Origin of the sequence: Kineococcus gynurae, assembly GCF_042433995.1 — a bacterium.
GTDB classification, from domain to species: Bacteria; Actinomycetota; Actinomycetes; order Actinomycetales; family Kineococcaceae; genus Kineococcus; species Kineococcus gynurae.
Map to the genome: position 1 here is coordinate 249,389 of NZ_JBHLUI010000006.1, position 22,429 is coordinate 271,817.

General features: G+C 72.8%; 18 protein-coding genes. 6 read left to right on the forward strand and 12 right to left on the reverse strand.

Going from position 1 to position 22,429, the window contains the following annotated elements; all coding sequences use genetic code 11:
* Positions 1–63 precede the first annotated feature (63 nt).
* Entirely contained in the window at positions 64–2,118 is a 2,055-nt protein-coding gene (locus tag ACFFKU_RS05895) for a PfkB family carbohydrate kinase (protein ID WP_380136438.1), read from the forward strand.
* Entirely contained in the window at positions 2,115–3,128 is a 1,014-nt protein-coding gene (locus ACFFKU_RS05900) for a DUF4432 family protein (protein ID WP_380136439.1), read from the forward strand. The genes ACFFKU_RS05895 and ACFFKU_RS05900 overlap by 4 nt, the downstream gene beginning before the upstream one ends.
* 19 nt (positions 3,129–3,147) lie before the next feature.
* On the opposite strand, the gene ACFFKU_RS05905 is transcribed toward ACFFKU_RS05900, so the two are convergent.
* Genes ACFFKU_RS05905 through ACFFKU_RS05920 form a run of 4 tightly spaced genes read right to left on the reverse strand, consistent with a single transcriptional unit; the run spans position 3,148 to position 8,350 of the window.
* A complete protein-coding gene (locus ACFFKU_RS05905; RefSeq protein WP_380136441.1) occupies positions 3,148–4,296 on the reverse strand; it encodes an ABC transporter substrate-binding protein in 1,149 nt (382 codons plus the stop codon).
* Positions 4,296–6,095 carry an ABC transporter permease gene (locus tag ACFFKU_RS05910; RefSeq protein WP_380136443.1) on the reverse strand — a complete coding sequence of 600 codons (1,800 nt, stop codon included), beginning with the start codon at positions 6,093–6,095 and terminating at the stop codon, positions 4,296–4,298. Before ACFFKU_RS05910 ends, ACFFKU_RS05905 begins: the two co-directional genes overlap by 1 nt.
* Complete coding sequence (locus ACFFKU_RS05915; RefSeq protein WP_380136444.1) at positions 6,092–7,207, reverse strand: ABC transporter ATP-binding protein; 1,116 nt, start codon at positions 7,205–7,207, stop codon at positions 6,092–6,094. The genes ACFFKU_RS05910 and ACFFKU_RS05915 overlap by 4 nt, the downstream gene beginning before the upstream one ends.
* Positions 7,208–7,249: 42 nt before the next feature.
* Complete coding sequence (locus ACFFKU_RS05920) at positions 7,250–8,350, reverse strand: PrpF domain-containing protein (protein ID WP_380136446.1); 1,101 nt, start codon at positions 8,348–8,350, stop codon at positions 7,250–7,252.
* A 127-nt stretch (positions 8,351–8,477) separates the two neighbouring features.
* Between ACFFKU_RS05920 and ACFFKU_RS05925 the strand changes: the two genes are divergently transcribed.
* The gene (locus ACFFKU_RS05925) at positions 8,478–9,443 is read left to right on the forward strand and encodes a LysR family transcriptional regulator (protein ID WP_380136447.1); all 966 of its coding nucleotides are present in this window, start codon (positions 8,478–8,480) and stop codon (positions 9,441–9,443) included.
* A 97-nt stretch (positions 9,444–9,540) separates the two neighbouring features.
* Here the strand turns inward: ACFFKU_RS05925 and ACFFKU_RS05930 are convergent, their stop codons facing one another.
* The 3 genes from ACFFKU_RS05930 to ACFFKU_RS05940 form a co-directional block, all read right to left on the reverse strand.
* Positions 9,541–10,533, reverse strand: a complete 993-nt coding sequence (locus ACFFKU_RS05930; RefSeq protein WP_380136448.1) for an ABC transporter substrate-binding protein — start codon at positions 10,531–10,533, stop codon at positions 9,541–9,543.
* Positions 10,534–10,622: 89 nt separating this feature from the next.
* On the reverse strand, positions 10,623–11,735 hold the full coding sequence (locus ACFFKU_RS05935; RefSeq protein WP_380136449.1) for an ABC transporter permease: 1,113 nt from the start codon (positions 11,733–11,735) through the stop codon (positions 10,623–10,625).
* Positions 11,735–12,541, reverse strand: a complete 807-nt coding sequence (locus ACFFKU_RS05940; RefSeq protein WP_380136451.1) for an ATP-binding cassette domain-containing protein — start codon at positions 12,539–12,541, stop codon at positions 11,735–11,737. Before ACFFKU_RS05940 ends, ACFFKU_RS05935 begins: the two co-directional genes overlap by 1 nt.
* 267 nt (positions 12,542–12,808) lie before the next feature.
* On the opposite strand from ACFFKU_RS05940, the gene ACFFKU_RS05945 reads away from it, so the two are divergent.
* Positions 12,809–13,537, forward strand: a complete 729-nt coding sequence (locus ACFFKU_RS05945) for an SDR family oxidoreductase (protein WP_380136452.1) — start codon at positions 12,809–12,811, stop codon at positions 13,535–13,537.
* Between the two features lie 27 nt (positions 13,538–13,564).
* A complete protein-coding gene (locus ACFFKU_RS05950) occupies positions 13,565–14,632 on the forward strand; it encodes a LacI family DNA-binding transcriptional regulator (protein WP_380136453.1) in 1,068 nt (355 codons plus the stop codon).
* Positions 14,633–14,664: 32 nt separating this feature from the next.
* Here the strand turns inward: ACFFKU_RS05950 and ACFFKU_RS05955 are convergent, their stop codons facing one another.
* From ACFFKU_RS05955 to ACFFKU_RS05965, 3 genes are all read right to left on the reverse strand, one after another.
* Positions 14,665–15,561 (reverse strand): tagatose-bisphosphate aldolase, encoded by an 897-nt coding sequence (locus ACFFKU_RS05955; RefSeq protein WP_380136454.1) that lies wholly within the window; start codon positions 15,559–15,561, stop codon positions 14,665–14,667.
* Between the two features lie 116 nt (positions 15,562–15,677).
* On the reverse strand, positions 15,678–17,027 hold the full coding sequence (locus ACFFKU_RS05960) for an FGGY family carbohydrate kinase (protein WP_380136456.1): 1,350 nt from the start codon (positions 17,025–17,027) through the stop codon (positions 15,678–15,680).
* Complete coding sequence (locus ACFFKU_RS05965) at positions 17,024–18,046, reverse strand: LacI family DNA-binding transcriptional regulator (RefSeq protein WP_380136458.1); 1,023 nt, start codon at positions 18,044–18,046, stop codon at positions 17,024–17,026. Before ACFFKU_RS05965 ends, ACFFKU_RS05960 begins: the two co-directional genes overlap by 4 nt.
* A gap of 151 nt (positions 18,047–18,197) precedes the next feature.
* Here ACFFKU_RS05965 and ACFFKU_RS05970 point away from each other — a divergent pair, with 151 nt between their 5' ends.
* The gene (locus tag ACFFKU_RS05970; protein WP_380136459.1) at positions 18,198–19,361 is read left to right on the forward strand and encodes an HAD-IA family hydrolase; all 1,164 of its coding nucleotides are present in this window, start codon (positions 18,198–18,200) and stop codon (positions 19,359–19,361) included.
* A gap of 153 nt (positions 19,362–19,514) precedes the next feature.
* Here the strand turns inward: ACFFKU_RS05970 and ACFFKU_RS05975 are convergent, their stop codons facing one another.
* Together ACFFKU_RS05975 and ACFFKU_RS05980 are read right to left on the reverse strand one after the other, a co-directional pair.
* Entirely contained in the window at positions 19,515–21,632 is a 2,118-nt protein-coding gene (locus ACFFKU_RS05975; RefSeq protein WP_380136460.1) for a transketolase family protein, read from the reverse strand.
* 48 nt (positions 21,633–21,680) lie between these two features.
* Positions 21,681–22,358, reverse strand: coding sequence for a nucleoside/nucleotide kinase family protein (locus ACFFKU_RS05980; RefSeq protein WP_380136461.1), 678 nt, complete (start codon positions 22,356–22,358; stop codon positions 21,681–21,683).
* Positions 22,359–22,429: the final 71 nt, after the last annotated feature.

Here is a 22,429-nt window from a genome sequence, read left to right on the forward strand (position 1 = left end):
TCCTCCAGGGAAATCGCGGCCGCCGTCTTCTTCGCGGGGCTCGCGTGTGCCACGCTAGGAGGTATGGGACAACGTTGTCTACCCGTTGCGGTCGTCGGCCACCTCTGTGTGGATCTCGCCCCGCGTCTGCGGGAGGCCGCGGTCCTGGAGCCGGGTCGCCTCTTCGACGTGGGGCCCCTCGGCGTCTCCCTGGGCGGGTGCGTCGCCAACACGGGCTCCCGGCTGCTCGAGCTCGGCGTCGACGCGCACCTGGCCGCGACGGTGGGCGACGACGACCTCGCCGAGGTGGTCCGGGCGGCCGCCCTGCGGTCCTTCGGTGAGCGCGTCACGCTCGACGTCGAGCCCGGGGCCGGCACCTCCTACAGCGTGGTGGTGGAGCCCCCGGGGCAGGACCGGACGTTCTGGCACCACAGCGGGGCCAACGACGCGTTCACCGGTGGGACCCTCCCGCCGGGTGACGTCGTCCACGTCGGCTACCCCTCCCTGCTGCCGGGGTTGCTGGCAAAGGACGGCACCCCCCTGCTGGACCTCCTGCGGCGGGCCTCCGCGCGGGGCAGCACGACCTCCTTGGACCTCGCCGTCGTGGACGAGAAGTCCGCTGCGGGGCAACGGGACTGGGCCGACCTGTTCGCCCGGGTCCTGCCCCTCGTCGACGTCCTCAGCCCCAGCCTGGACGACCTCCTGTCCGCGCTGCGCATCGACCCGGGCACGACCCCCCGCCTCGACCTGGCCGACGAGCTCGCCGGTCGCCTGCTCGGGTGGGGCGCGGCGGTCGCGGTGGTGTCGGCGGGGGCCGAGGGCCTGGTCGTGCGGACCGCCGGTCGCGAGCGCCTGGAACGGGCGGGGTCGGCCCTGGCGCCCCGGGCCGAGGCCTGGGCCGGGCGCCGGTTCCGCCGCCCCGTGATCGCCCCTCGCCGCATCGTCAGCACCAACGGCGCCGGAGACGCCGCCACCGCCGGGTTGCTCGCCGCCGTCGCGGCGGGTGCCGATCCCGAGACCGCGGCCCTCGTGGCCGTCACCGTCGCCGCCACCGTCATCGCGGGTGACCGCGTGACCCCGACCCTCCTGGAGGACCTCGTGACCCCCGCCCCGACCACCCCGAGCGCACCGGGCGACCCGGCCGCCGGTGCGGCACCGTCGGCGCCGCTGCTGCTGCCCGCCAACCAGCCCCGGGGCCGGTTCTACCGCGGGGGTGCGGCCATCGGCGCGTTCCGGGGGACGGGTGCGGCCGAGGAGTTCACGCCCGAGGACTGGGTGGGATCGGTGACCTGCGTCCGGGGTGAACCGGGGATCGGGGAGACCTCGTTGCCCGACGGGGTCCGGTTGCGCGACGCCGTCGCCGCCGACCCGGAGGGATGGCTCGGGGCGGCGCACGTCGCCGCCTTCGGGGCCGACACGAAACTCCTGGTCAAACTCCTCGACGCCGGTCAGCGCCTGCCGGTGCACGCGCACCCGCACGACGACTTCGCGCAGACCCACTGCGGCACGGCGCACGGCAAGGCCGAGGCCTGGTACATCCTGAGCCCGGGTGAGGTCTGGCTCGGTCTGGCCCGGGACCTGGACGCCGAGACCCTCGGGCGACTCGTGACCGAGCAGGACATCGACACCCTGCTGGGAGCCATGCACCGCATCCCGGTCGCGGCCGGCGACCGGGTCTACGTCCCCCCGGGGGTCCTGCACGCGATCGGGCAGGGGATCCTGCTGGCCGAGGTCCAGGAACCTGAGGACCTCTCGATCCTGCTGGAGTGGCGCGACTTCGAGCTCGACGGCGCGACGGACGGCCACCTCGACCTGGGTTTCCCCCTGGCGTTGAGCGCCGTCGAGCACTCCGCCCGCAGCCGGGAGCAGGTCGAGGCCCTGCTCACCCGGGCGGACGATCCCGGGCCGGGGCTGCCCGTGGCCGCCGAGGAGTACTTCCGGCTGGACCGCCACGACGTCCGGGGGAGCGCCGAGCTCGAGGCCGGTTTCGCGATCCTCGTGGTGACCGAGGGCCCGCTGGAGATCGGCGGGGTCCCGGCGCCGGCCGGGAGCACGCTGCTGGTGGCCGCGGCCGCCGGGGGCCTCACGGTCCGGGGTAACGGGGAACTGCTGGCCTGCCGTCCCCCGGTCGCGCGGTGAGCGGCCGGGAGCACGGCCCGACCCTGGGCCCCCTGGGCGCGGCCGCCGACGCCGGACTGTTCGCGCGCGAGGACGCCCTGGTCCGGGTCAGCGACCGGCTGGGGATGCCCGGCGGCCCCGACCCGGCCCGGGTCGTGCACGCCCGGGTGGCCGGGGGGTTCGACGTGGAGATCCTGCCCTCGCGCGGTCTCGACCTGGGCGTCGTCCACGTGGCGGGGATCCCGTTGTCCTGGGTCTCCCCGGTGGCCGACGCGCGCGCCCTCGACGTCCCCACGGGTCTGGCCTGGTTGTCCCGGTTCACGGGCGGCCTGCTCACGACCTGCGGTCCGGAGCACCTCGGCCCGCCCGTCGGGGAGTTCGGGCTGCACGGGTCGGCCTCGCACCTGCCCGCCGCCGACGTCACCGTCACCCGCGGGGTCGTCGCCGGCGTCCCCCGTTTCGAGGTCACCGGGACGATGGAGCGCCAGCAGATCTTCGGGCCCTCGATCCGGCTGCGCCGCAGCATCGTCGGCGACTTCGACCCCGCCGGGACCCCGCGGCTGACGGTCCGCGACGTCCTGGAGAACTGCGGCCCGCTCCCGGTGGCCCCGCGCCTGCTGCACCACTTCAACCTCGGCGCCCCGCTGCTGCTGCCCGGCACGACGGTCGAGATCCCGGCCGGGACCTGTTCCCCGCGCGACCCCGAGCCCGTCGCCGTCCCGGGGGTGATGGGGTCGCCGCGCGACGGTCTGGAGGAGGCGGTCTTCGAGCACACCGACCTCGTCCGGGACGACCGCGGGCGGGCCCGTGCGGTGGTGACCGCTCCCGACGGGCGCCGGGTGACCTTCTCCTGGAACGACGCCTTCCCCGGGTGCTACCAGTGGATCCTGCCCGCGCGCGGTCGGTGGGCCCTGGGGATCGAACCGGCGAGCGCCCCGATGTACCCGCACGCGGCGATCCCCCGGCCGGCCGACCTGGCCCCGGGGGAGTCGCTGTCCCTCGACGTGGAACTGCTCGCCGAGGGTTTCTGACCGGCCCCCCGTCGGGGGGTCAGCCGATGTAGCCGAAGGCCGAGTTCCAGAACTCCTGGTCGGACTTCTGGTGCGCGGCCAGGTCCTCGGGCGCGGGGCGGTGCGGCAGACCGGTGGACACCGCCGGGAGCACCGTCCCGTGCACGGTGGGCGGGTCGGCCTCGGGGTTGGTCGAGTACTCGCCGATGTCGGCGAACACCGAGCCCCCGCGGCGGCTCATGTTCCAGTTCAGGAAGACCTGGGCCGCGTTCGGGTGCGACGCCGACCCGGCGACCCCGACGAAGTAGTCGTAGAGGGCGAACCCCTCCTCGGGGACCACGAACTGCACCGGGGCGTTCTTGGCCATCGAGATGTTGAGGCTGGAGACGACCGCGGTCGAGACGTCGATCTCGCCGCGGGCCAGGCTCTCCTGCATGGCGCCGGAGCTGTCGAAGATGCGCGGTTCGTTGGCGGCCAGGGCCTCCAGCCACTCCGGGCCGAGCACCTCCAGCTGGAACCGGGTCAGCGACAGCGAGCTGCCCCCGGCCCCGGCCTGGGTGATGCCCAGGCGGCCCTTCCACCGCGGATCCACCAGGTCGTGCCAGCTGGTGGGGCGGTCGGCCTCGTCGACCAGGGCGGTGTTGTAGCCGAAGGTGAACGCCGGGTCGAAGCAGCGGTAGTAGCTGCCGCCCTCGTAGCGGACCGTGTCGTCGAGCTCGTCGAAACCGGGGACGACGTGCGGGGTGAAGACGCCGGCCGCGAACATCCGTTCCACGTTGGCGGGGTCGGAGGAGCGGACCACGTCCGCGCCGAGCCGACCGGCCCCCTGCTCGCTCAGCACGCGCTCGAGCAACCGGTTCGGCACGAGCCGGATCATCTCGACGGCGATGCCGGTGTCGGCGGTGAAGGCCTTGACGACCTCCTTCTCGCTGTTCTCGACGTAACCGGTGTAGAGGCTCACCCGACCCTCCTCGCGGGCGGCGGCGAACAGCGCCGCGTCGGCCACCAGTTCGCCGTCGATGAGCAGACCGTCGGTGGTGTCGACGGCTCCCGCGGGGGAGACCAGTTCGTAGGACGGGGGCGGCGCGCAGGCCGAGAGCCCGAGGGCCCCGCCGGCCAGGGAGAGGGAACCGGCGGTCAGGACCGTCCGCCGCGAGGGGCGGGCGGAACGGGTCGGGAGGGTGGACATCAGCGGGCTCCGTTCGCGGGACGCGCCCCGACCGCACGGGCCAGCAGCACGACGACCATGATGGCGAGGCAGTAGAGCAGGGAGGTGGACGCCGCTTCCCGTAGCGCCCCGTTGTCGTACTCGTCGAACACCACGATCGAGAGCAGCCGGGTGTCGGACGTGAACAGGAACAACGCGGCCGAGAGTTCGCGCATCGAGAGCATGAGCAGCAGGAGCAGGGTGGAGAGGAGCCCGGTCTTCATCAGCGGGACGGTGACCGTGCGGACCGCCCGCACCCGACGGGCGCCCAGCAGGACGGCGGAGTCCTCGAGGTCGTCGTCCACCTGCAGGATGCTTGCGGTGGTCCCGCGGTAGCCCTGCGGCAGGTAGATCCCCATGAAGGCGATCACCAGGACGGCGACCGTGCCGTACAGCGGGATCGGTGCGGCGACCCAGGTCCAGAGCAGACCCAGACCCATCACGATCGCGGGGACGGCCAGGGGGGCCATGGCCAGGTACTCCAGGACCTTCCGGCCAGGGGCGTTCGTCCGGTAGACGGTGTAGCCGACGACGAAGCTCAGCGCGGTGCCGAGGGTGGCGGCGACGACCGCGACGAACAGGCTGTTGCGCAGGGCCAGCAGGAAGTCGTGGTCGAGCGCGGTCTGGCCGAGGGACCAGAACGACAACCCGCCCGCCGTCGTGAGCTGGTCCAGGCTGGAGAGGTAGGGCGAGGACTGCAGCGAGGCCAGCAGCAGCGCGAGGACGGGCAGGACCAGCGCCAGGAACAGGTAGCCCAGGGCCAGGACGAGGCCGATGGTGCGCCACCGCCCGATGGCCAGGACCCGGGGTTTCATGCCCTTGCCCGAGACCGTCGTGAACTTCCGCTTCAGCACGACCCGCTGCTGCAGGAACGTGATGACCATGAGGACCAGGGTCAGGATCACCGCGACCGCGGCGGCCTCCGTGCCGCGGGCGGGAGCGGCGTTCATGAGGCGGTAGATGAAGGTCGGGAGGGTCTCCACCTGGCCGGGGGTGCCGATCATCTGCGCCACCGGGAAGTTCTCCATGGTCAGCGCGAAGATCAGGACGCCGGAACCGAGGGCGGCCGGCAGGGCCAGGGGGAAGGTGACCTCCCGCAGGGTGCTGCGCATGCTGCCGCCGTGGACGTTGGAGGCGTCCTCCAGGTCGGGGTTCATGAGCGACAACGACCCGAACACCAGCAGGAAGGCGTAGGGCGCGTAGTAGAGGGTCAGCACGAAGATCATGCCGAGGTGGGAGTAGACGTCGAAGAAGCTCCCCAGTCCCACCGCCCGCAGGACCACGTTCAGGTACCCCGTGGCCGGACCGGCCAGCAACGACCAGGCCAGCGCCCCCACCAGCGAGGGCAGGAACATCGGGGCGATGCCCGCGAAGTAGACCAGCGGTTTCCACCGCACGTCGGTGCGGGCGGCGAGGAACGCCAGTCCGCAGCCGATGACCATCGCGCCGACGGAGGCGCAGCCGGCGATGAGGACGGAGTTGCCGAGCGCGACCAGCGAGGCGTGCGAGACGACGATCGAGAAGTTGCCGAGGGTCAACCCGCCCAGCGTGGCCGCACCGGGGCGCGGCACGTCGGTGGAGAAGGCGGCCAGCACGATGAACGCCATCGGGACGACGACGAGGATGGAGAGGAGCAGGACCTGCACACCGGTGAAGGAGCTGCGGCGCAGCGTCCGAGCGGTGCGGTTGGCCCGGGCGCCCCGCCCGCGGGAGACGACGGGCGGCGGGCTGCCGGCGAGGGTCTCGCCGGCCGTCGCCGGGGGAGCGGCGGTGGGGGTCATGCCGCCACCTCCGCCGGGAGCACCTGGACGTCGCGGGCGGCGATGCTCGTGCGCACCCGGTCGCCCTTGACCAGCGGGGCCTGCAGGCGCCGCGGTGCGGAGATCTGCAGGCTCGGGCCGCGGTCGAGGGCCACCTGGTAGACGGTCGTCGCGCCCTGGTAGCTGACGACGTCGACCACGCCGGGCCAGGAGTTCGCGCGGACCGTGCCGTCGACGTCGGCCTCGATGTGCAGGTCCTCGGGTCGGATGCAGGCCCGCAGGTCGGCGTCCGCGGAACGCGGCCCGCCGTCGACGTCGCCGCACTCGACCGGGAGGTCGGTGCTGGCGAGGCGGAAGCGACGGGCGTCGGCGCCGGCGTCGAGGGGGCGGTCGACGGGCAGGATGTTCGCCACGCCGAGGAAGTCGGCGATCGAGGCGCTGAGCGGGCGCTCGTAGACCTCCTCGGGCCCCGCGCACTGCACGATCCGGCCGGACTGCATGAGGGCGACCCGGTCGGCCAGGGCGAGCGCCTCGGTCTGGTCGTGGGTGACGTAGACGCAGGTGAGATCCAGTTTCTGCTGGATGGAGCGCAGTTCCACCCGCAGCCGTTCGCGCAACCGGGCGTCGAGGTTGGACAGCGGTTCGTCGAGCAGCAGCACCCGGGGACGCATGACCAGGCTGCGGGCCAGGGCGACGCGCTGCATCTGTCCGCCGGAGAGCAGGCTCGCACCCCGGTCGGCGAAGTCGGTCAGGCCGACGACCTCGAGGACCTCGGCGACCCGCTCGGCGATCTCCCTGCGTCCCAGCTTCTGCATCTTCAGCGGGAACGCGACGTTCTGGAAGATCGTGCGGTGCGGCCAGACGGCGTAGGACTGGAAGACCATCCCGACCTGACGCTTGTAGGAGGGCACGTCGATGCCCTTCTCGCTGTCGAAGACGACCTGGTCACCGATGACGATGCGCCCCGAGACGGGGGTCTCCAGACCGGCGATGCTGCGCATGGTGGTGGTCTTGCCGCACCCGGACTTGCCGAGCAGGACGAGGGACTCGGCGTCCTTGATGTGGATGCTCAGGTCCTTGACCGCGACCGCTCCACCGTAGGCGATGGAGATGTTCTCGAGCGTGACTTCCATGATTGCTCCTTCGCAACGAAACGGCTCGAACGGGGTGGTGCGTCAGACGAGTTCAGGGGTGTAGATGGTGGCGTCGGCGATGACCCGGGCGGCCCGTTGCACGGTGACCTCGCGGTGGCCGTCCCCGTCCTCGGAGACCGTCACCGTCACCACGCCGCCGGGCGTCCCGAGCCGGACGACGCCGTCCAGCCCCGGCCGCGCGACGGCCGAGACCAGGGTGCCCCCTTCCAGGGCCGCGGTGGCAAGTCCGACGGCCGAGGTGAGGCCGATGACGGGGTGCACGTCGAACATGGAGAGCATCCGGACGACCAGGTCCACGTCCTCCTCGAGCACGACCCGGCCGTCGTCGGTCTTGTGGTCGGCCGGCGGACCGACGATCCCGACCTTGGGCACCGCGTGCCGGACGGGTTCGTCGGGCCGGCGCAGGCCCATGGCCACGGCGGCCGCGGCCCGCACGTCGATGAGGTCGCCCAGGTGCGGGGCCAGTTCCTCGACGGTCTCCGTCGCGGTCAGCCCGAGGGGGCCGGCCGCGGCGAGGACGAGCGGGGCCCCGGCGTCGATCATCGTGACCTCGACGTCGCGCGAGCCGGCGCGCAGCAGCTCCCGGCGGACCCCGGTCGGGAACAGCGACCCCGTGGTGCGACCGTCGGCGTCCAGGAAGGACAGCCCGACGGGGACACCTTCGGCCTCGGTGCCCGGGACGGTGGCGTGGCCCTCGACGGGAACCGCACCCCCCGGGGTGGCGACGAGACCGTCGAGGCGGGCCCCGGTGCCCAGGTGGTGCATCCGCACCCGGGTCACGTCCCCGGCGACGGGGACCAGACCCTTGGTGACCGCGTACAGGGCGATCGCGGTGGCGCAGTTGCCGCAGTTGCTGCCCCACTCCACCGACCGCTCGCCGATGCCCACCTGGGCGAAGAGGTAGTCGATGTCGGCGTCGTCACGACGGGAGCGCCCGACGACCGCGGCCTTGGACGTGGTCGAGGTCGCTCCGCCCACGCCGTCGATCTGCCGGCTGTCGGCCGCTCCGTAGGCGGCCAGCAGCAGGGCCTCCAGGGTCCCCCGCTCCCGGGGGACGTCCACGGCGGAGAACAACCAGCACTTGCTGGTCCCACCCCGGACGAGGGTCGCCTTCACGTCCACGGTCCCGCCTCTCGCTCGGTCGGCACCCCGGTGGGCGCCGTCGCTGAGAGCAACTATCCGGAGATCAACCCTTCAGTACAATGTCGCCTTGATAGAGGCCCCTTAAGCAGAACTGGAGGATCGAACCATGGCGCTGGACGTCCGACGGATGCTCATGCTCGCCGACGTCGCCGAGGCCGGTTCCCTCAGTGCAGCCGCGGAGCGGTTGAGCTACACCGTCTCCGCGGTCTCGCAGCAGATCCGCCGGCTGGAGGACGAGGCCGGCCAGCCGCTGCTCGAACGACTCCCCCGAGGGGTCCGTCTCACCGACGCCGGCGAGGCCCTCGCCGCCCGGGCCCGGCGCATCGAACTGGAGCTGCGGGCGGCGCGCGCCGAGCTCGACCAGCTCTCCGGCCTGGAGCGGGGCAGCCTGCGCCTGGGGTCGTTCCCCACGGTGAGTTCCTCGCTGCTGCCGCTCGTGCTGAGCCGGTTCCTCATCGCGCACCCCGGGATCGACCTGCGCGTGCGCAGCGCGTTGCAGGACGACCTCGTCGAGGCGTTGCGCACCCGGGAGGTCGAGCTCGCGCTGCTCTGGGACTACCCCTGGAACCGGTTCGCCGACCCGGAGATCGCCACGACGGTCCTGCTGACCGACCCCTCGGTGCTGGTCGTGCCCCGCGACGGCCCCCTGGCCGACCGGATCGACCCCTCGTTGCGGTCCCTGCGCGAGCAGGCCTGGATCGTCCGGTCGCACCGGCACCCGGTGGGGGAGGTGCTGCTCCGCAGCTGTCTGACCCAGGGTTTCGAACCGACCATCGCCTACGAGGCGCAGGACTACCAGGAGACGCAGGCGATGGTGGCCGCCGGTCTCGGGATCGCCCTGGCCCCGCGCCTGGGGCTGACCAACCTGCGCGACGACGTCCGGCTCCTGCGTCCGGCCCCGTCCGACCGCGTCGCCGCCCGACGGGTCCTGCTCGCCCACGTCGCGGACCGCCGGTTGTCCCCCGCCGCGCGGGCCATCGCGCAGGACTTCCGCGACGCGACGGCGACGCTCACGCTCGACTCCCTGGCCGCCGGGCAGCTTGGTTCGGTGGGCCGGTCCACCCCGGACTGACCCGGGACGCCGACGACCCCGGCGGCCGTGGGGGACGGCCGCCGGGGTCGGCGGTGGTTCTGCGGTGGAGCTGCACGGGTCCGGGCGGACCCGGGGATCAGCAGCTGGACTTGTAGGCGTACTGCGCGCCCTCGCCGTCGACGTTGTCGGCGGTGATGACGTGGAAACCGGTCTGGATCTCCTTGGTGGTCGACTCGCCCTTGAGCGCGGCGGACACCTGCTGCACGCCGTCGACCCCGATCTGGTACGGGTCCTGGGCGATGAGAGCCTGGACGGTGCCGTCCTTGAGGGCCGAGATCTGGTCGGGGCCGGCGTCGAAGCCGACGATCTTGACCTGCTCGGCCTTGCCGGCCTGCTTCACGCCGGTGCTGGTGCCCGCGGCGGAGAACAGGTTGGTGGCGAAGACGCCGACGATGTCGGGGTCCTTGGACAGCGCCGCGGTGATGATCTTGGCGGCGGTCGAGGGGTCGTTGTGGCTGTACTGGACACCCAGGTAGGTGAAGGCGGAGTCGGCCTTGGCCGCGTCCTCGAACCCCTTGGTGCGGGCGTCGGTGGTGGAGACACCCGGGTCGGTGGAGATGACCAGGACCTTGCCGCCGCTGGGGTTCAGCTCCTTGATGGCCTTGAACGCCTCGGCGCCGCCGCCCTCGTTGTCGGAGGAGACCTGGGTGACCGCGAACGACGGGTCGTTCACGGTGGTGTCGACGAGACCGACCTTGATCCCTGCGCTCGCGGCCTGCTTCAGCGGGGCCTCCATCGCCGAGGTGTCGGTCGGGGCGATCAGCATCGCGGCGGGCTTGCTGGCCACGACGGAGTCGACGATCGGCTTCTGCAGGGTGGGGTCGAACTTCTGCGGGCCCTGGACGTCGACCTCCATGCCGAGCTTCTCGGCCTCGGCCTTCACCCCGCACTCCATGGTGATGTAGAACTGGTCGCCCGCCACACCCTGGATGAAGGCCAGCTCGTTGTTGGAGCCGCCCGAGTCACCCGACCCGGTCGAGCCCGAGTCGGAGCCGCAGGCGGTCAGGGTGAGCGTGGCGGCCAGGCCGAGGGTGAGGACGGCGGCGGCGGAACGGGACGTGCTGCGCATGACTGAACTCCAGTGTTCGGTGACTGACAGGGTGAGGGTTTCGGGGCCGGGTGGGCCCGGGTCGTGCTGCGGGTCCGGGGCGGGACCCGTCATTTCTTCCGGAGCAACCCGGTGAGCGAGGCGCGCTTGGTCGATCCGCCGCCACGGGCGGCCGCGGCCCGGCGGCGCTGGTCGATGTAGACGGCGGCGATGAGGACGACGCCCACGGCGACCTGCTGCCAGAACGCCTGGACCCCGACGATGACGAAACCGTTCTGCAGGACGGCCGGGATGAACAGGCCCACGACCGTGCCGAAGATGGTGCCGTAGCCGCCGAAGAGGCTGGTCCCACCGATGACCACCGCCGCGATGACGTTCAGGTTGGTCGCCGACTGCCCGGCGATCGCGGTGGTGGAGTACTGGGCCAGGGACAGGATGCCGGCGACGCCGGCGAGGGTCCCGGACAGACCGTAGATCATGATGAGCTGGCGGTCGACCTTCACCCCGACGCGGCGCGCCGCCTCCTCGTTGGACCCCACCGCGTAGGTGTAGAGCCCGAACTTGGTGCGGTGCAGGATGATGCCGAACACCACGATGAAGACCAGGGCGATCACCGAGATGATCGGCAGGGTCGTGCCGGGGAGGTTGCCGTACCCGACGGAGTTCGACAGGACGGTCGGCACGGACGTGATGTCGATGCCGCCGGTGAGCACCTGGGCCAGGCCGAGCGCCGCACCCAGGGTTCCCAGGGTGACGATTAGCGGGGGGACCTTGGCCTTGGCGATGAGGACGCCGTTGAGGACGCCCCAGGCCATCCCGACCAGGATCGAGACGACGATCCCGACGACGGCGGTGCCCCAGCCCTCGGCCCCCATGGCCCGCATGACCATCGCCGAGACGACGCCGGAGAACACCAGTACCGATCCGATGGAGAGGTCGATGCCGCTGGTGATGATGACGAAGGTCATGCCGATCCCGAGCACGCCCAGGATCGAGACGTTCTGGACGATCTGGCGCCAGTTCGTCCAGCCCGGGAAGGCGTCGGGCGCCAGCGCGCTGAAGGCCAGGCAGATCGCGACGAGCACGAAGAGGATCTGGAAGGCCTGCACCCGGATCATCCGGGAGGCGATCTCTCCCAGACCCGGACGGGGGGCGGCGATCTCGCCGTCGGCCGTCAGACCGCCCGCGGGCGGGCTGGTCGGGGTCGAGGTCGGGGTCGACATCAGCGCACCCCGCCGTTCCCGGTGCCGATCGGGCCGGCGTCCTTCGCCTCCCGGCTGAGGGCGCCGGTCATGGCGCCGACGAGTTCTTCCATCGAGGTCTCCTTGGCGTTCAGGGTCGCGACCCGCCGGCCCAGGCGCAGCACCTGGACGCGGTCGGCGACCTCCATGACGTGCGGCATCGAGTGGGAGATGAAGACCACGGCGACCCCGCGCTCGGCGACCCGGCGGATCGTCTTGAGGACGTTGGCGGTCTGGACGACCCCGAGCGCCGCGGTGGGCTCGTCCAGGAAGATGAGGCCCTTCGCCCAGGCGACGGCCCGGGCGATGGCGATGGCCTGGCGCTGCCCGCCCGACATCGACCCGACCGGGTCGCTGTAGCTGCGGACGGTCGCGCCGAGCTCGTCGAAGGCCTCCTTGGACTGCAGGCGCATCGTCTTGTTGTCCAGGAAACCCAGTTTGCCGAGCAGCCCCGGGGCGGGGATCTCCCGGCCGAGGAACATGTTCTGGGGCGGGGTCAGGTGGGGGGCGAGCGCGAGGTCCTGGTAGACGGTCTCGATCCCGAGCTGGCTGGCGGCGTTGGGGGAGTCGAGGTCGATCGGCTGACCGTCGAAGAGGATCTCGCCGGAGTCCAGCGCCAGGTTCCCCGAGAGGGCCTTGACCAGGGTGGACTTGCCCGCCCCGTTGTCGCCGATGAGGGCGACGACCTCGCCGGGGTAGATGTCGAAGTCGGCCTCGTCGAGGGCCTTGACCGCACCGAAACTCCGGCGCAGGCCACGGGCCTCGAGGATGGGGGTGCGGCGGATCATGCCCGGCCTCCTCGGTGGGTTCGCTCTCGCTCGTCGAGCAGGGATCGCGTCATCGTCGACTTCCTTGGTCTCGCCCGGTTCTCCCGGCCCTGGGATCGGGTGCTGCTGCGGGCCTCGTCGCTCCGTCACGAGGAATCTAGGACTGGCATGACACCGGTGTCAACCAATTCGCCCGGATGACGTGACATCGGTGTCATCCGGGCGTTCGCTGCGCTACGGTGGCGGCTCCCGAGAACGTTCGACGTCGAACGAGAAGAGGACAGAACCGTGATCGACTTCAATGGCCGGACCATCCTGGTGACCGGCGCGGCCGGTGGTATCGGGGGCGCCACGGTGCGCCGGCTGGCCGCCGCCGGGGCCGACGTCGTGGCCCAGGCCCGCACCGAGGCCGGCGTGGCCGAGCTCTGCGCCGAGACCGGCGCCCGCCCGCTCGCCTTCGACCTCACCGACGACGAGGCCGTGCGTGCGGCCATGGAGGGCTTCGACCTCTGGGGCCTGGTCAACTGCGCCGGCGACGGCGGCGAGATCGCCACCCCCATGGACACCGACATGGACGTGTTCGACCGGGTCGTCCGGATCAACCTGCGCGCGGCGCTGCTGATGACCAAGTACGCCTCGCAGTCGATGGTCCGCCTCGGCAAGGGGGGGTCCATCGTCAACGTCTCCAGCCAGGCCGCGCTGGTGGCCCTGCCCGGTCACATCTCCTACGGGGCGACCAAGGCCGGGCTCGACAACATGACCCGCGTCTCGGCCCTGGAGCTCGGGCGCTACGACATCCGGGTCAACAGCGTGAACCCCACCGTCGTGATGACCCCGATGTCGGCCGGGCACTGGGGGCAGCCCGAGATCGAGGGCCCCTTCCTCAAGGCCATGCCGCTGGGCCGCTGGGCGACCGAGGACGAGATCGCCGGGCCGATCACGTTCCTGCTCAGCGACCTCGCCTCGATGATCAGCGGGATCGTCGTCCCCATCGACGGTGGCTACACCTGTCAGTGATCGCCCGGTGAGGGTGGGGGTGCCATCATGACCGTCGGTGCCGCTCGCCGGGAGGGGCTGCTCGACCCGAGGACGGCGCGGATGGTGACGATGCGCGACGTCGCCCGCCGGGCCGAGGTCAGCCCGAAGACGGTCTCCCGGGTCTTCAACGACGACCCGCACGTGCTGCCCGAGACCCGCGCGCGCGTCGAGGCGGCCCTGCAGGAGCTGAACTACGTCCCCAACGACCTGGCCCGGACCTTCCGTTCGGGCCGGGCCCGGACGGTCGGCGTGGCGGTGCCGTCCCTGGCCGACCCCTTCTTCGCGACGATCGTGGCCGCCGTGGACGACGAGGCCCGCCAGCACGACCTGTCCAGCGTGGTCACGAGTCTCGGCAGCGACGCCGGGCGGGAGGCCGAGCTCGTCGAGGCGTTGCTCCGGACCCAGGTGAGCGGGCTCGTGGTCGCCCCGATCTCGGCCGACCACGCCTACCTGCACCGGTGGGTCACCCGTGTCCCGACGGTCTTCGTGGACCGGCCCCCCATCGGGGTCGGCACCGACTACTTCATCGAGGACGACCACGGCGGCGCCCGGGCGGCCACGCTGCACCTGCTCGACCGGGGGTGCCGCCGCGTCGCGCTGCTGGGCGACCACGAGACGCTCCCGGCGACGCCAGACCGGCTCGCGGGCTACCGGGCCGCGCTCGCCGAACGGGGGATCGCCGACGATCCGGCCCTCGTGGCCCTCGACGTCACCGATCGGACCCGGGCCGAGGCGGCCCTGGCCCGGATCCTGCCCGCCGGGCCCGACGCGGTGTTCTCGACGAACGCCCGTACCTCGATGGCGATGATGGCCGCGGTCCAGCGCACGGGACTGCCCCACGTCGGTTTCGGCGACTTCCCGATGGCCGACGTGCTGACGCCCTCCTTCACGGTGGTGGACCAGGACCCGGAGATGCTCGGGCGGTTGGCCGCGCGTCGGGTCCTGGAACGCATCGCCGAACCCGCACGGCGGCGCCGGCGCAAGAACGTCCTCGCGGTCCGGCTCGTCGAGCGGGACTCCTGCCGGCTCGCCGTCCCCGACCTCGGCGTGGTCGGTGCGGTCGGCGGGAACTGACCCCCGCCGACCGCACCCGACTCACCGGGTGCTCAGGCGCCGGTCTTCCCGTCGACCGCGGTGAGCAGTTCCTTCAGACGCGGCAGCGCCCGTTCGGTCAGCAGTTCCTGACGGGTCTCCGCGGACACCGCCAGACTGTCCTTCCAGAGCGAGCGTCCGGCCATCGCTCCGGCGCAACCGTTCTCGACGGCGATGGCGACCTGACCGATGAACGTCTCGTGGTCGACGCCGGCCGAGAGCACGGCCCACGGAACCCCGCGGGAGGCCTCGGTCACGGCCGCGGCGGCCTCGGCCGAACCCGGGTAGGGGAGCTTCAGGACCTTGGCGCCGGCGTCGACGCAGAGCCGGGCCGAGTCGATGATCAGCTGCGGGAACCGCTGCGCGTACTCCTCCTCGGTCTCGTCCTCGAGGCGGTAGGTGAGGATCTCGACGATGAGCAGGACGCCCTCGTCGGTGCAGGCCTTGACCAGGTCGGCGATCTCCTGCAGCACCGGCGCGTCCGCCCCCTGACGGTCGGGGCGCAGGTACCAGAGCATCTTGGCGGCGTCGCCGCCCAGCTCGCGCACCCGGCGCGGGTTCATCCCCGGGATGAACCGGGTGTGCCGCAGTCCGTCCACGGTCTCGAACCCGGAGGCGTCGAGGGCGACGACCAGCGCGGTGTCGGCGGAGATGACGCCTTCGTCGACGATCGCGGGCAGGGCCACCTCGGGGTCGAGCAGGATGGCCCGCCCGTGGTTGGCGAGGTAGGTCACCAGGTCGGCCTTCGCCGCGGCGAGCTGCTCGGTGGTCACCGACGACGCACCGGCGGGGGCGTCCTTCATGACCGCCTTCATGCTGTTGCGCTGGTCGGCGGCGACGATGCACATCGCTCCGGCCGGCGTGGTCAGCCGGGACATGGCGCGCTTCTCGAGCGTGGTGAGGGTGTTCACTTCGACGTCCTTCGCGATCGTGGTGCGGAATGGGTCGGTGGGGTGTGCGGGCCGTACGGGCGTGCGGTGGGTGGGTTCGGTGGGATCGGACGGGTCGTACCCGCCGGTGGGGCGGGTCAGGCCGGCAGCAGGCGGGCGGCGAACAGGGCCGCCCCGTGGGCGGTGTCCTCCTCGCGGCCGGAGACCTCGGGGGCGGGCAGCACCCGGGCGCGGGCCCGCTGGACGCTGCGCATCTGCGCCCAGCCGCCGGTCAGGACGGTCGCCCGGGCCGGCGGGAGTTCGGCGTCCATCGCCTCGACAAGGCGGGCCAGTTCGTCGTTGCCGTGGCGCAGGACCGCCGCGAACAGTTCGGCGGGGCCGACCCCGTCGGCGGGCAGGCGGACGGCGAGGACGCCGTCGTCGTTGCGGGCGCCGGTGACCTCGACCGCCCCGGGCTCCAGGGCGCCGTCCACGGGGAGGTCCATCACCGCGGCGTCGAGGGCGTCGCGCCCGGCCCGGTCGGAGATGCCGGCCAGCTGCAGCGCACGGCGTTGCAGCAGACCGGTCTTGACCCCGGCGACGAGCACGTGGGTGCCGGGCACGACGTGCCGGACGCAGTTGATGAGGAACGCGGCCAGGCGGACCCGGGCCGCGGGCGGCAGGGGCTCGTCGAGGACCCGCAGGAGCACCTCGGCCGTGCCGAGGGAGGCGTGGTACCGGTCGTCGGCGACCGCACCGCCGGCCACCGCCGAGACGAGATGGTCGTGCCCCGCCACGGTCACCCGGGCCCCGCGGAACGGGGCCGGCAACCACTCCGCCGTGGCCTCGCCGCGATCGGTCCCGGCGTCGAGGACCGGGGGGAGGAAGTCGGGGCCGACCCCGAGGTGGGTGGCCATGGCGGCCCAGGCCGCACCGGTGTCCGCGTCCAGCATCCCGGTGCGGGACGTGAGCGAGGAGTCGACGGCGAGGCGGGCCCCGAGTGCGAACGCGACCCAGTCGGGCAGGTTGGTCCACCGCAGGTCGGCGAGGTCGAGCCCCTCCGCGGCCAGGGTCGCAAGTTTCACGACCGGCAGCTGCACCCCGAGCGGCAACCCCGTGCGGGCCGGGAACTCTTCGCCGAACCGTTCCGCCAGCTCGGTCGACCGGTCCTCCCCGCGGGGGTCGAACCAGGCGATGCCGGGGGCGGCGGGCCGGTCGTCGCGGTCGAGCAGGATCCCGGTCTCACCCATTCCCGAGATGGCCACCGCCAGGACGGGTCGGCCGACCAGGGCGGGGTCCTGGGCGAGGTCCGCCGCGGCGCCGGTGAGCAGGTCGGTCAGGGTCGCGAGCAGGGTGTCGGCGTCGAGCTCGGTACGACCCTGCGGGGCCGCCCGCCACGGGGTGGGGAGCTGCCGGACCAGCAGGGTGCGGCACTCGTCGTCGGCGTCGGCGAGCAGGATCTTGACCCCGGTCGAACCGAGGTCGATCCCGGCCACGATGCGCGTCATCGCGTTCGTCCTTCGGGGGTGAGGGTGCGGGGGGTGAGGGTGTGGGAGGTGCGGGGGATGAAGGCGGTGGGCACGATGTGCTGCCGCGCCGGGGACTGCGGGTCCTCGAGGAGTTCCAGCAGTCGCCGGAGGGCCAGCTCACCGATCTCGTAGGGGTCCTGGTCGATGCAGCTGACCGACGGGTCGACCGAGTCGGCGAGCAGGAAGTCGCCGAAGGAGATGAGGGCCAGGTCCGTCCGGCCGAGGGTGTGCGTGGCCGCGATGGCTCCCGCGGCGAGGCGGGCGTTGCCGAGGAACAGCGCCGTCGGGGGGGCGGTGAGGTCGAGGACGGAACGCAGCGCCTGCGTCGGTCGCGGGTCCCGGTAGGGGACGAGGGGGACAAGGTCGGGGTCGACCTCGATCCCCTTCTCCCGCAGCGCGTCCTCGTACCCGCGGCGACGATCCTGGGAGGTGGAGAAGTCCGGGTCCCAGCCGAGCAGCGCGATCCGGCGGTGCCCGGCGGCCAGCAGTTCGGCGACGGCGGAGCGGGCCGCGCCGTGGTCGTCGATGGTGACGGAGTCGCGGTCGGCCAGTTTCCGGTCGACCGCCACCACGGGCAGGACCGGTCGGTAGGGCTCCAGCGCGTCGAGCCGGTCGCTCACCGGCGCGAGGATGATGCCGCGCACGTTCTGCGCGGTCATCCGCAGCACCTGGTCGCGTTCCCGGTCCGGGTCGTGCCCGGTGCTGCCGATGACGACGCCGAGCCCGGCGGACAGGGCGCTCTCCTCGATCGCGCTGATGAGCGAGGAGAAGAACACGTCGTCGATCGAGTCGACGATCACGCCGATGGTGTTGCCGGCCCCGGACTTCAGGGAGCGGGCGGTGCTGTTGGGGACGTAGTGCAGGTCGCGGACCGCCTGCTCGACCCGCTCGCGCATCCCGGCGTCGACGGTCGAGACGCCGTTGACCACCCGGGAGACCGTCTTGATGCTGACGCCCGCCGCGGCGGCGACGTCCTTGATGCTGGCTCGTCCGGCCATCGCTCCACCTCGTCCCGGGACCGGTCCTCGTCCCGGACGATGCCGGGACAACGTTGTCTCGGCTATAGTCAGGGTCATGCCGCAGGGAAGTCAAGCCGTCCCGCCGCCCCGTCCTCCGGATCCCGCGACTCCGCCGCCCCGAGTGGTGGTCGTGGCCGGGACCGCCGGCAGCGGCAAGACCACGCTGGGCCGGGCCGTGGCCCGCAGCGTGGGGGCGGCTCTGCTCGACCTCGACACCGTCACGAACCCGTTGCTGGACGAGCTGGCCCCGGTGCTGCCGGGGGACCACTGGTTGTCCTCGCCGGTCGCGGCCGAGATCCGTCGCGGCCGCTACGCGGCCCTGCGGGCGACCGCGGCTGACGTGCTGGCCGGCGGGGTTCCCGTGGTGCTCGTGGCCCCGTTCACCGCCGAGCTGCGCGGCGGGGTCGAGTGGCGTGAGCTGCTCGCGGCGCTGGCCCCGCACCAGCCGACGGTCCTGCACCTCGACGGTCCCGACGACGTCCTGGCCGCCCGCCGGGCGGTGCGTGGTGCCTCGCGAGACGCGTTCCGCAGCAACGTTTCCTCGACCGCACGACCCCTCGTCCCGCACGTCCGGGTCGACGTCCTGCTGTCCCCGGCGCAACAACTGTTCCGGGCCCGGCAGGCGCTGGGGTTGCGGGCTCCGGTCCCGGCCTCGGAGCTGTTCCAGTTGGAGTTCTCCGGGTTCCTGTTCGACCTCGACGGCACCCTCGTCGACTCGACCCCGGCGGTGCTGCGCGCCTGGGCCCGCCTGGCGATGGAGTTCGGGTTCCCCCTCGACGTGGTGCAGGACAACCACGGTCGACCGGCCCGACCGCTGCTCGCGGAACTGCTGCCACCCGATCGGGTCGACGTGGCGCTGGCCCGCGTGCTGGAGTTCGAGAACACCGACGTCGACGACGTGGTCCCCACCCCTGGTGCTGTCGACCTGCTCGCGGCCCTGCCCCCGGAGCGGGTGGCTCTCGTCACCTCGGGGCGGCGTTCGGTGGTGCGGGCCCGCCTCGCCGCCGCCGGGATGGCGGCGCCCGCGGTCACCGTCACCCGCGACGACGTCACCGAACCCAAACCCCACCCCGAGCCCTACCTCGCGGGGGCCGCGGCCCTCGGCCTCGACGCCGCGGACTGCCTCGCGGTGGAGGACGCCCCCGCCGGGATCCGTTCGGCCCGCGCGGCGGGCTGCCGGGTGCTCGCGGTCCGGGGGACCGTCGACGACGCCGACCTGGTCGGCGCCGACCTGGTGGTCGACTCGCTCGACCAGCTCACCCTCGTCGCGGGTCGGTTGACCCCCCGGCTCTGAGCGGACACCCCCGGCCGGTCACCGTCGCCGTCGCCGTCGCCGTCGCCGTCGCCGTTGCCGTTGCCACGCAACGGCGAACGGCTGCCGTCGACCCGCTTCTTGGAGTCGTCGGCAGCCGCTCGGACCGTGGGGCCGGGCTGGAACCGGCCGGTGTCAGGCGAGCAGGGCCCGGGCCGCCTCCAGCGTCCTGGCGGTGGTGACGCCGAAGTGCTCGAACAGTTCCTCGGCCGACGCCGAGGCGCCGAACGCCTCCACGCTGATGGCCCGACCGTCGAGGCCGATGAGGTCGTACCAGCTCTGCGCGCTGGCCGCCTCGACCGAGACGCGGGCGCGCACCGCCGCCGGCAGGACCGATTCGCGGTAGGCCGCGTCCTGCTCGGCGAACCACTCCCGGCACGGCATGGACACCACGCGCACCCGGACGCCGTCCTCGGCCAGGCTGCGGGCGGCCTCGACCGCGATGTGGAGCTCGGAGCCCGTCGCGATGAGCACCAGCTGCAGCTCGGTGCCCGGGCCGCCCTCCCAGCGCACGTAGCCGCCGCGCTCGGTGCCGGCGCTGCTCGTGAACCCGTCCTCGTCCTCCGGCAGCACGGGCATGCCCTGCCGGCTGAGGGAGAACGCGGCCGGACGCCCCCGGTCGGCCAGCACCTTCCACATCGCCACCGCGGTCTCGTTGGCGTCGCCGGGCCGGATGACGTCCAGACCGGGCATCGCCCGCAGCGACGCCAGGTGCTCGACGGGCTGGTGGGTGGGACCGTCCTCGCCCAGGCCGATCGAGTCGTGGGTCAGCACGTAGATCGCCGGGAGTTCCATGAGGGCCGCCAGCCGGATGGCGGGTCGGAGGTAGTCGGAGAACACCAGGAACGTGCCGGCGTAGGGGCGCGACAACCCCGACAGGGCGATGCCGTTGAGCGCCGCCCCGGCGAAGTGCTCGCGGATGCCCCAGTGGATGGTCTGCCCGGCCGGGTCGGCGGTCGGTTCGGTGCTGCCGGCCGGCAGGAACGACGTCGGCGCGATGTCGGTGTTGTTGCTGTCCCCGAGGTCGGCGGAACCACCCCAGAGTTCGGGCAGGTGCTCGGCGGCGGCGAGCAGGCCCCGACCGAACGCCTTGCGGGTGGCGAGCGAGGTGCCGGTCTCGAAGCGGGGCCGGGCCGCCGCGAAGGAGTCCGGGGCGAGCCCGCTCTCGAGCCGGCGCAGCAGGGCGAGCCGTTCGGGGTTCTGCTCGGCCCAGGCGTCGAACCGCTCCTGCCACTGCGCGTGGGCCGCCGCGCCGCGCTCGCGCGCTCCCTGGCGCAGCCCGTCCACGAGATCGGTGTCGACCGCGAACGTGGCCGCGGGGTCGGCTCCCAGGAGGGTCTTGGTCTGCGCGACCGCCTCCGCCCCGAGCGGCGAACCGTGCGAACCCGGGGTGTTCTGCCGACCGGGCACCGGCCAGGCGATGATGCTGCGCAGCAGGATGATCGACGGCCGCTCGGTCTCGGCGGCCGCCGCGTCCAGGGCGCGGGAGAGGGCGGCGGTGTCGACGTCGCCGTCGGGGGCGAGTTCCACGGTCTGCACGTGCCAGCCGTAGGCGGCGTAGCGGGCCCCGGTGTCCTCGCTGGTCGCCAGCGCGGTGCTGCCCTCGATGGAGATCCGGTTGTCGTCGAACACGACGGTCAGGCTGCCCAGCTTCTGGTGACCGGCGAAGGCGCTGGCCTCGGAGGTGACGCCCTCCTGCATGTCGCCGTCGGAGGCGAGGACGATGATCCGGTGGTCGAACGGGCTGGTCCCGGCGGGAGCGTCGGGGTCGAGGAGTCCGCGTTCCTTCCGGGCCCCCATGGCCATCCCGACGGCCATGGCCAGGCCCTGACCGAGCGGGCCGGTGGAGGTCTCCACGCCGGGGGTGTGCCGCCACTCCGGGTGGGCGGGGGTCTGGCTGCCGAACGTCCGGTAGGCCTTGATGTCGTCCAGGCTCATCGGGTACCCGGCCAGGTACAGCTGCACGTAGAGCGTCAGGCTGGTGTGGCCGCAGGACAGGACGAACCGGTCGCGTCCGCGCCACTCCGGGTCGGCGGGGTCGTGGCGCAGGTGGTGCTGGAACACGACGTGGCCCACGGGGGCCAGGGCGACCGCCGTGCCGGGGTGTCCGTGGCCCGCGGCCTCGACGGCGTCCATCGCGAGCAGTCGGGCGGTCGTCACCGCCCGGTCGTCGGTCTCGGTCCAGTCGCGGGGGGCCCAGGGGGAGTCGTCGGAGGAACGGTCGCGGGCAGGGCTCAGCGTGGTGCTGGTCATGGGTGCTCCAGGAAGGACGGAAGGGGTGGGGCGAGCCGCGGTCGGGGCTCAGCGGAGGCGGTCGTCGGGGCCGAGCTGGACGATGCGGTCGGCGCGCGGTCGGGTCGCGTTGATGACCTCGGCGTTGGACTGGTCGGAACCCCAGGACCGCTCGTGGGCCTCCTCGGGGGAACGACCGAACCGGACGTGGCGGGCGATCAGCCGTTCCATGCGGGTCGCCTCGCCGGGGTCGACGAACCAGCAGGTGTCGAGGAGGGCGGGCACCCGCTCCCAGACCGGTGCCTCGACGAGAAGGTAGTTCCCCTCGGTCACCACGAGGGGGACCTCGGCCGGGACCGCGATGCTGCCGGCGATCGCCGCCTCCAGACCGCGGTCGAACAGCGGGGCGTAGACGACCTCGTCGGTCCGGTCCCGCAGCCGTTGCAGCAGGGCGACGTACCCGGCGGCGTCGAACGTGTCCGGCGCCCCCTTGCGGGGGTGCCGTCCCAACCGGTGCAGTTCCGGGTCGGCGAGGTGGAACCCGTCCAGGGGGACGAATACGGCGTCGCGACCGAGGACGGTGGCGAGCAGTTCGGCGAACCGCGACTTGCCGGATCCGGGGGCCCCGGTGATCCCGAGGATCCGACGTTCCCCGGGCACGATCAAGGAGCGGGCCAGGTCGACCAGTTCCTCGACATCGGTGGAGACCGGTTGCGCGGTGGCCGCCCCGGCGAGCTCGGGGGTCACCGGGTGACCGCCTGGTCCTCGGTGGGGACGGTGACGGCGCCGGTCATGATGGCGACGCCTTCGCCCATGGT

Bases quoted from the DNA above. Each gene is read 5' to 3' on its own strand.
- ACFFKU_RS05895 (WP_380136438.1), top strand. From the start codon at position 64: ATGGGACAACGTTGTCTACCCGTTGCGGTCGTCGGCCACCTCTGTGTG.
- ACFFKU_RS05905 (WP_380136441.1), bottom strand. From the start codon at position 4,296: ATGTCCACCCTCCCGACCCGTTCCGCCCGCCCCTCGCGGCGGACGGTC.
- ACFFKU_RS05910 (WP_380136443.1), bottom strand. From the start codon at position 6,095: ATGACCCCCACCGCCGCTCCCCCGGCGACGGCCGGCGAGACCCTCGCC.
- ACFFKU_RS05915 (WP_380136444.1), bottom strand. From the start codon at position 7,207: ATGGAAGTCACGCTCGAGAACATCTCCATCGCCTACGGTGGAGCGGTC.
- ACFFKU_RS05925 (WP_380136447.1), top strand. From the start codon at position 8,478: ATGGCGCTGGACGTCCGACGGATGCTCATGCTCGCCGACGTCGCCGAG.
- ACFFKU_RS05930 (WP_380136448.1), bottom strand. From the start codon at position 10,533: ATGCGCAGCACGTCCCGTTCCGCCGCCGCCGTCCTCACCCTCGGCCTG.
- ACFFKU_RS05935 (WP_380136449.1), bottom strand. From the start codon at position 11,735: ATGTCGACCCCGACCTCGACCCCGACCAGCCCGCCCGCGGGCGGTCTG.
- ACFFKU_RS05940 (WP_380136451.1), bottom strand. From the start codon at position 12,541: ATGATCCGCCGCACCCCCATCCTCGAGGCCCGTGGCCTGCGCCGGAGT.
- ACFFKU_RS05950 (WP_380136453.1), top strand. From the start codon at position 13,565: ATGACCGTCGGTGCCGCTCGCCGGGAGGGGCTGCTCGACCCGAGGACG.
- ACFFKU_RS05960 (WP_380136456.1), bottom strand. From the start codon at position 17,027: ATGACGCGCATCGTGGCCGGGATCGACCTCGGTTCGACCGGGGTCAAG.
- ACFFKU_RS05965 (WP_380136458.1), bottom strand. From the start codon at position 18,046: ATGGCCGGACGAGCCAGCATCAAGGACGTCGCCGCCGCGGCGGGCGTC.
- ACFFKU_RS05975 (WP_380136460.1), bottom strand. From the start codon at position 21,632: ATGACCAGCACCACGCTGAGCCCTGCCCGCGACCGTTCCTCCGACGAC.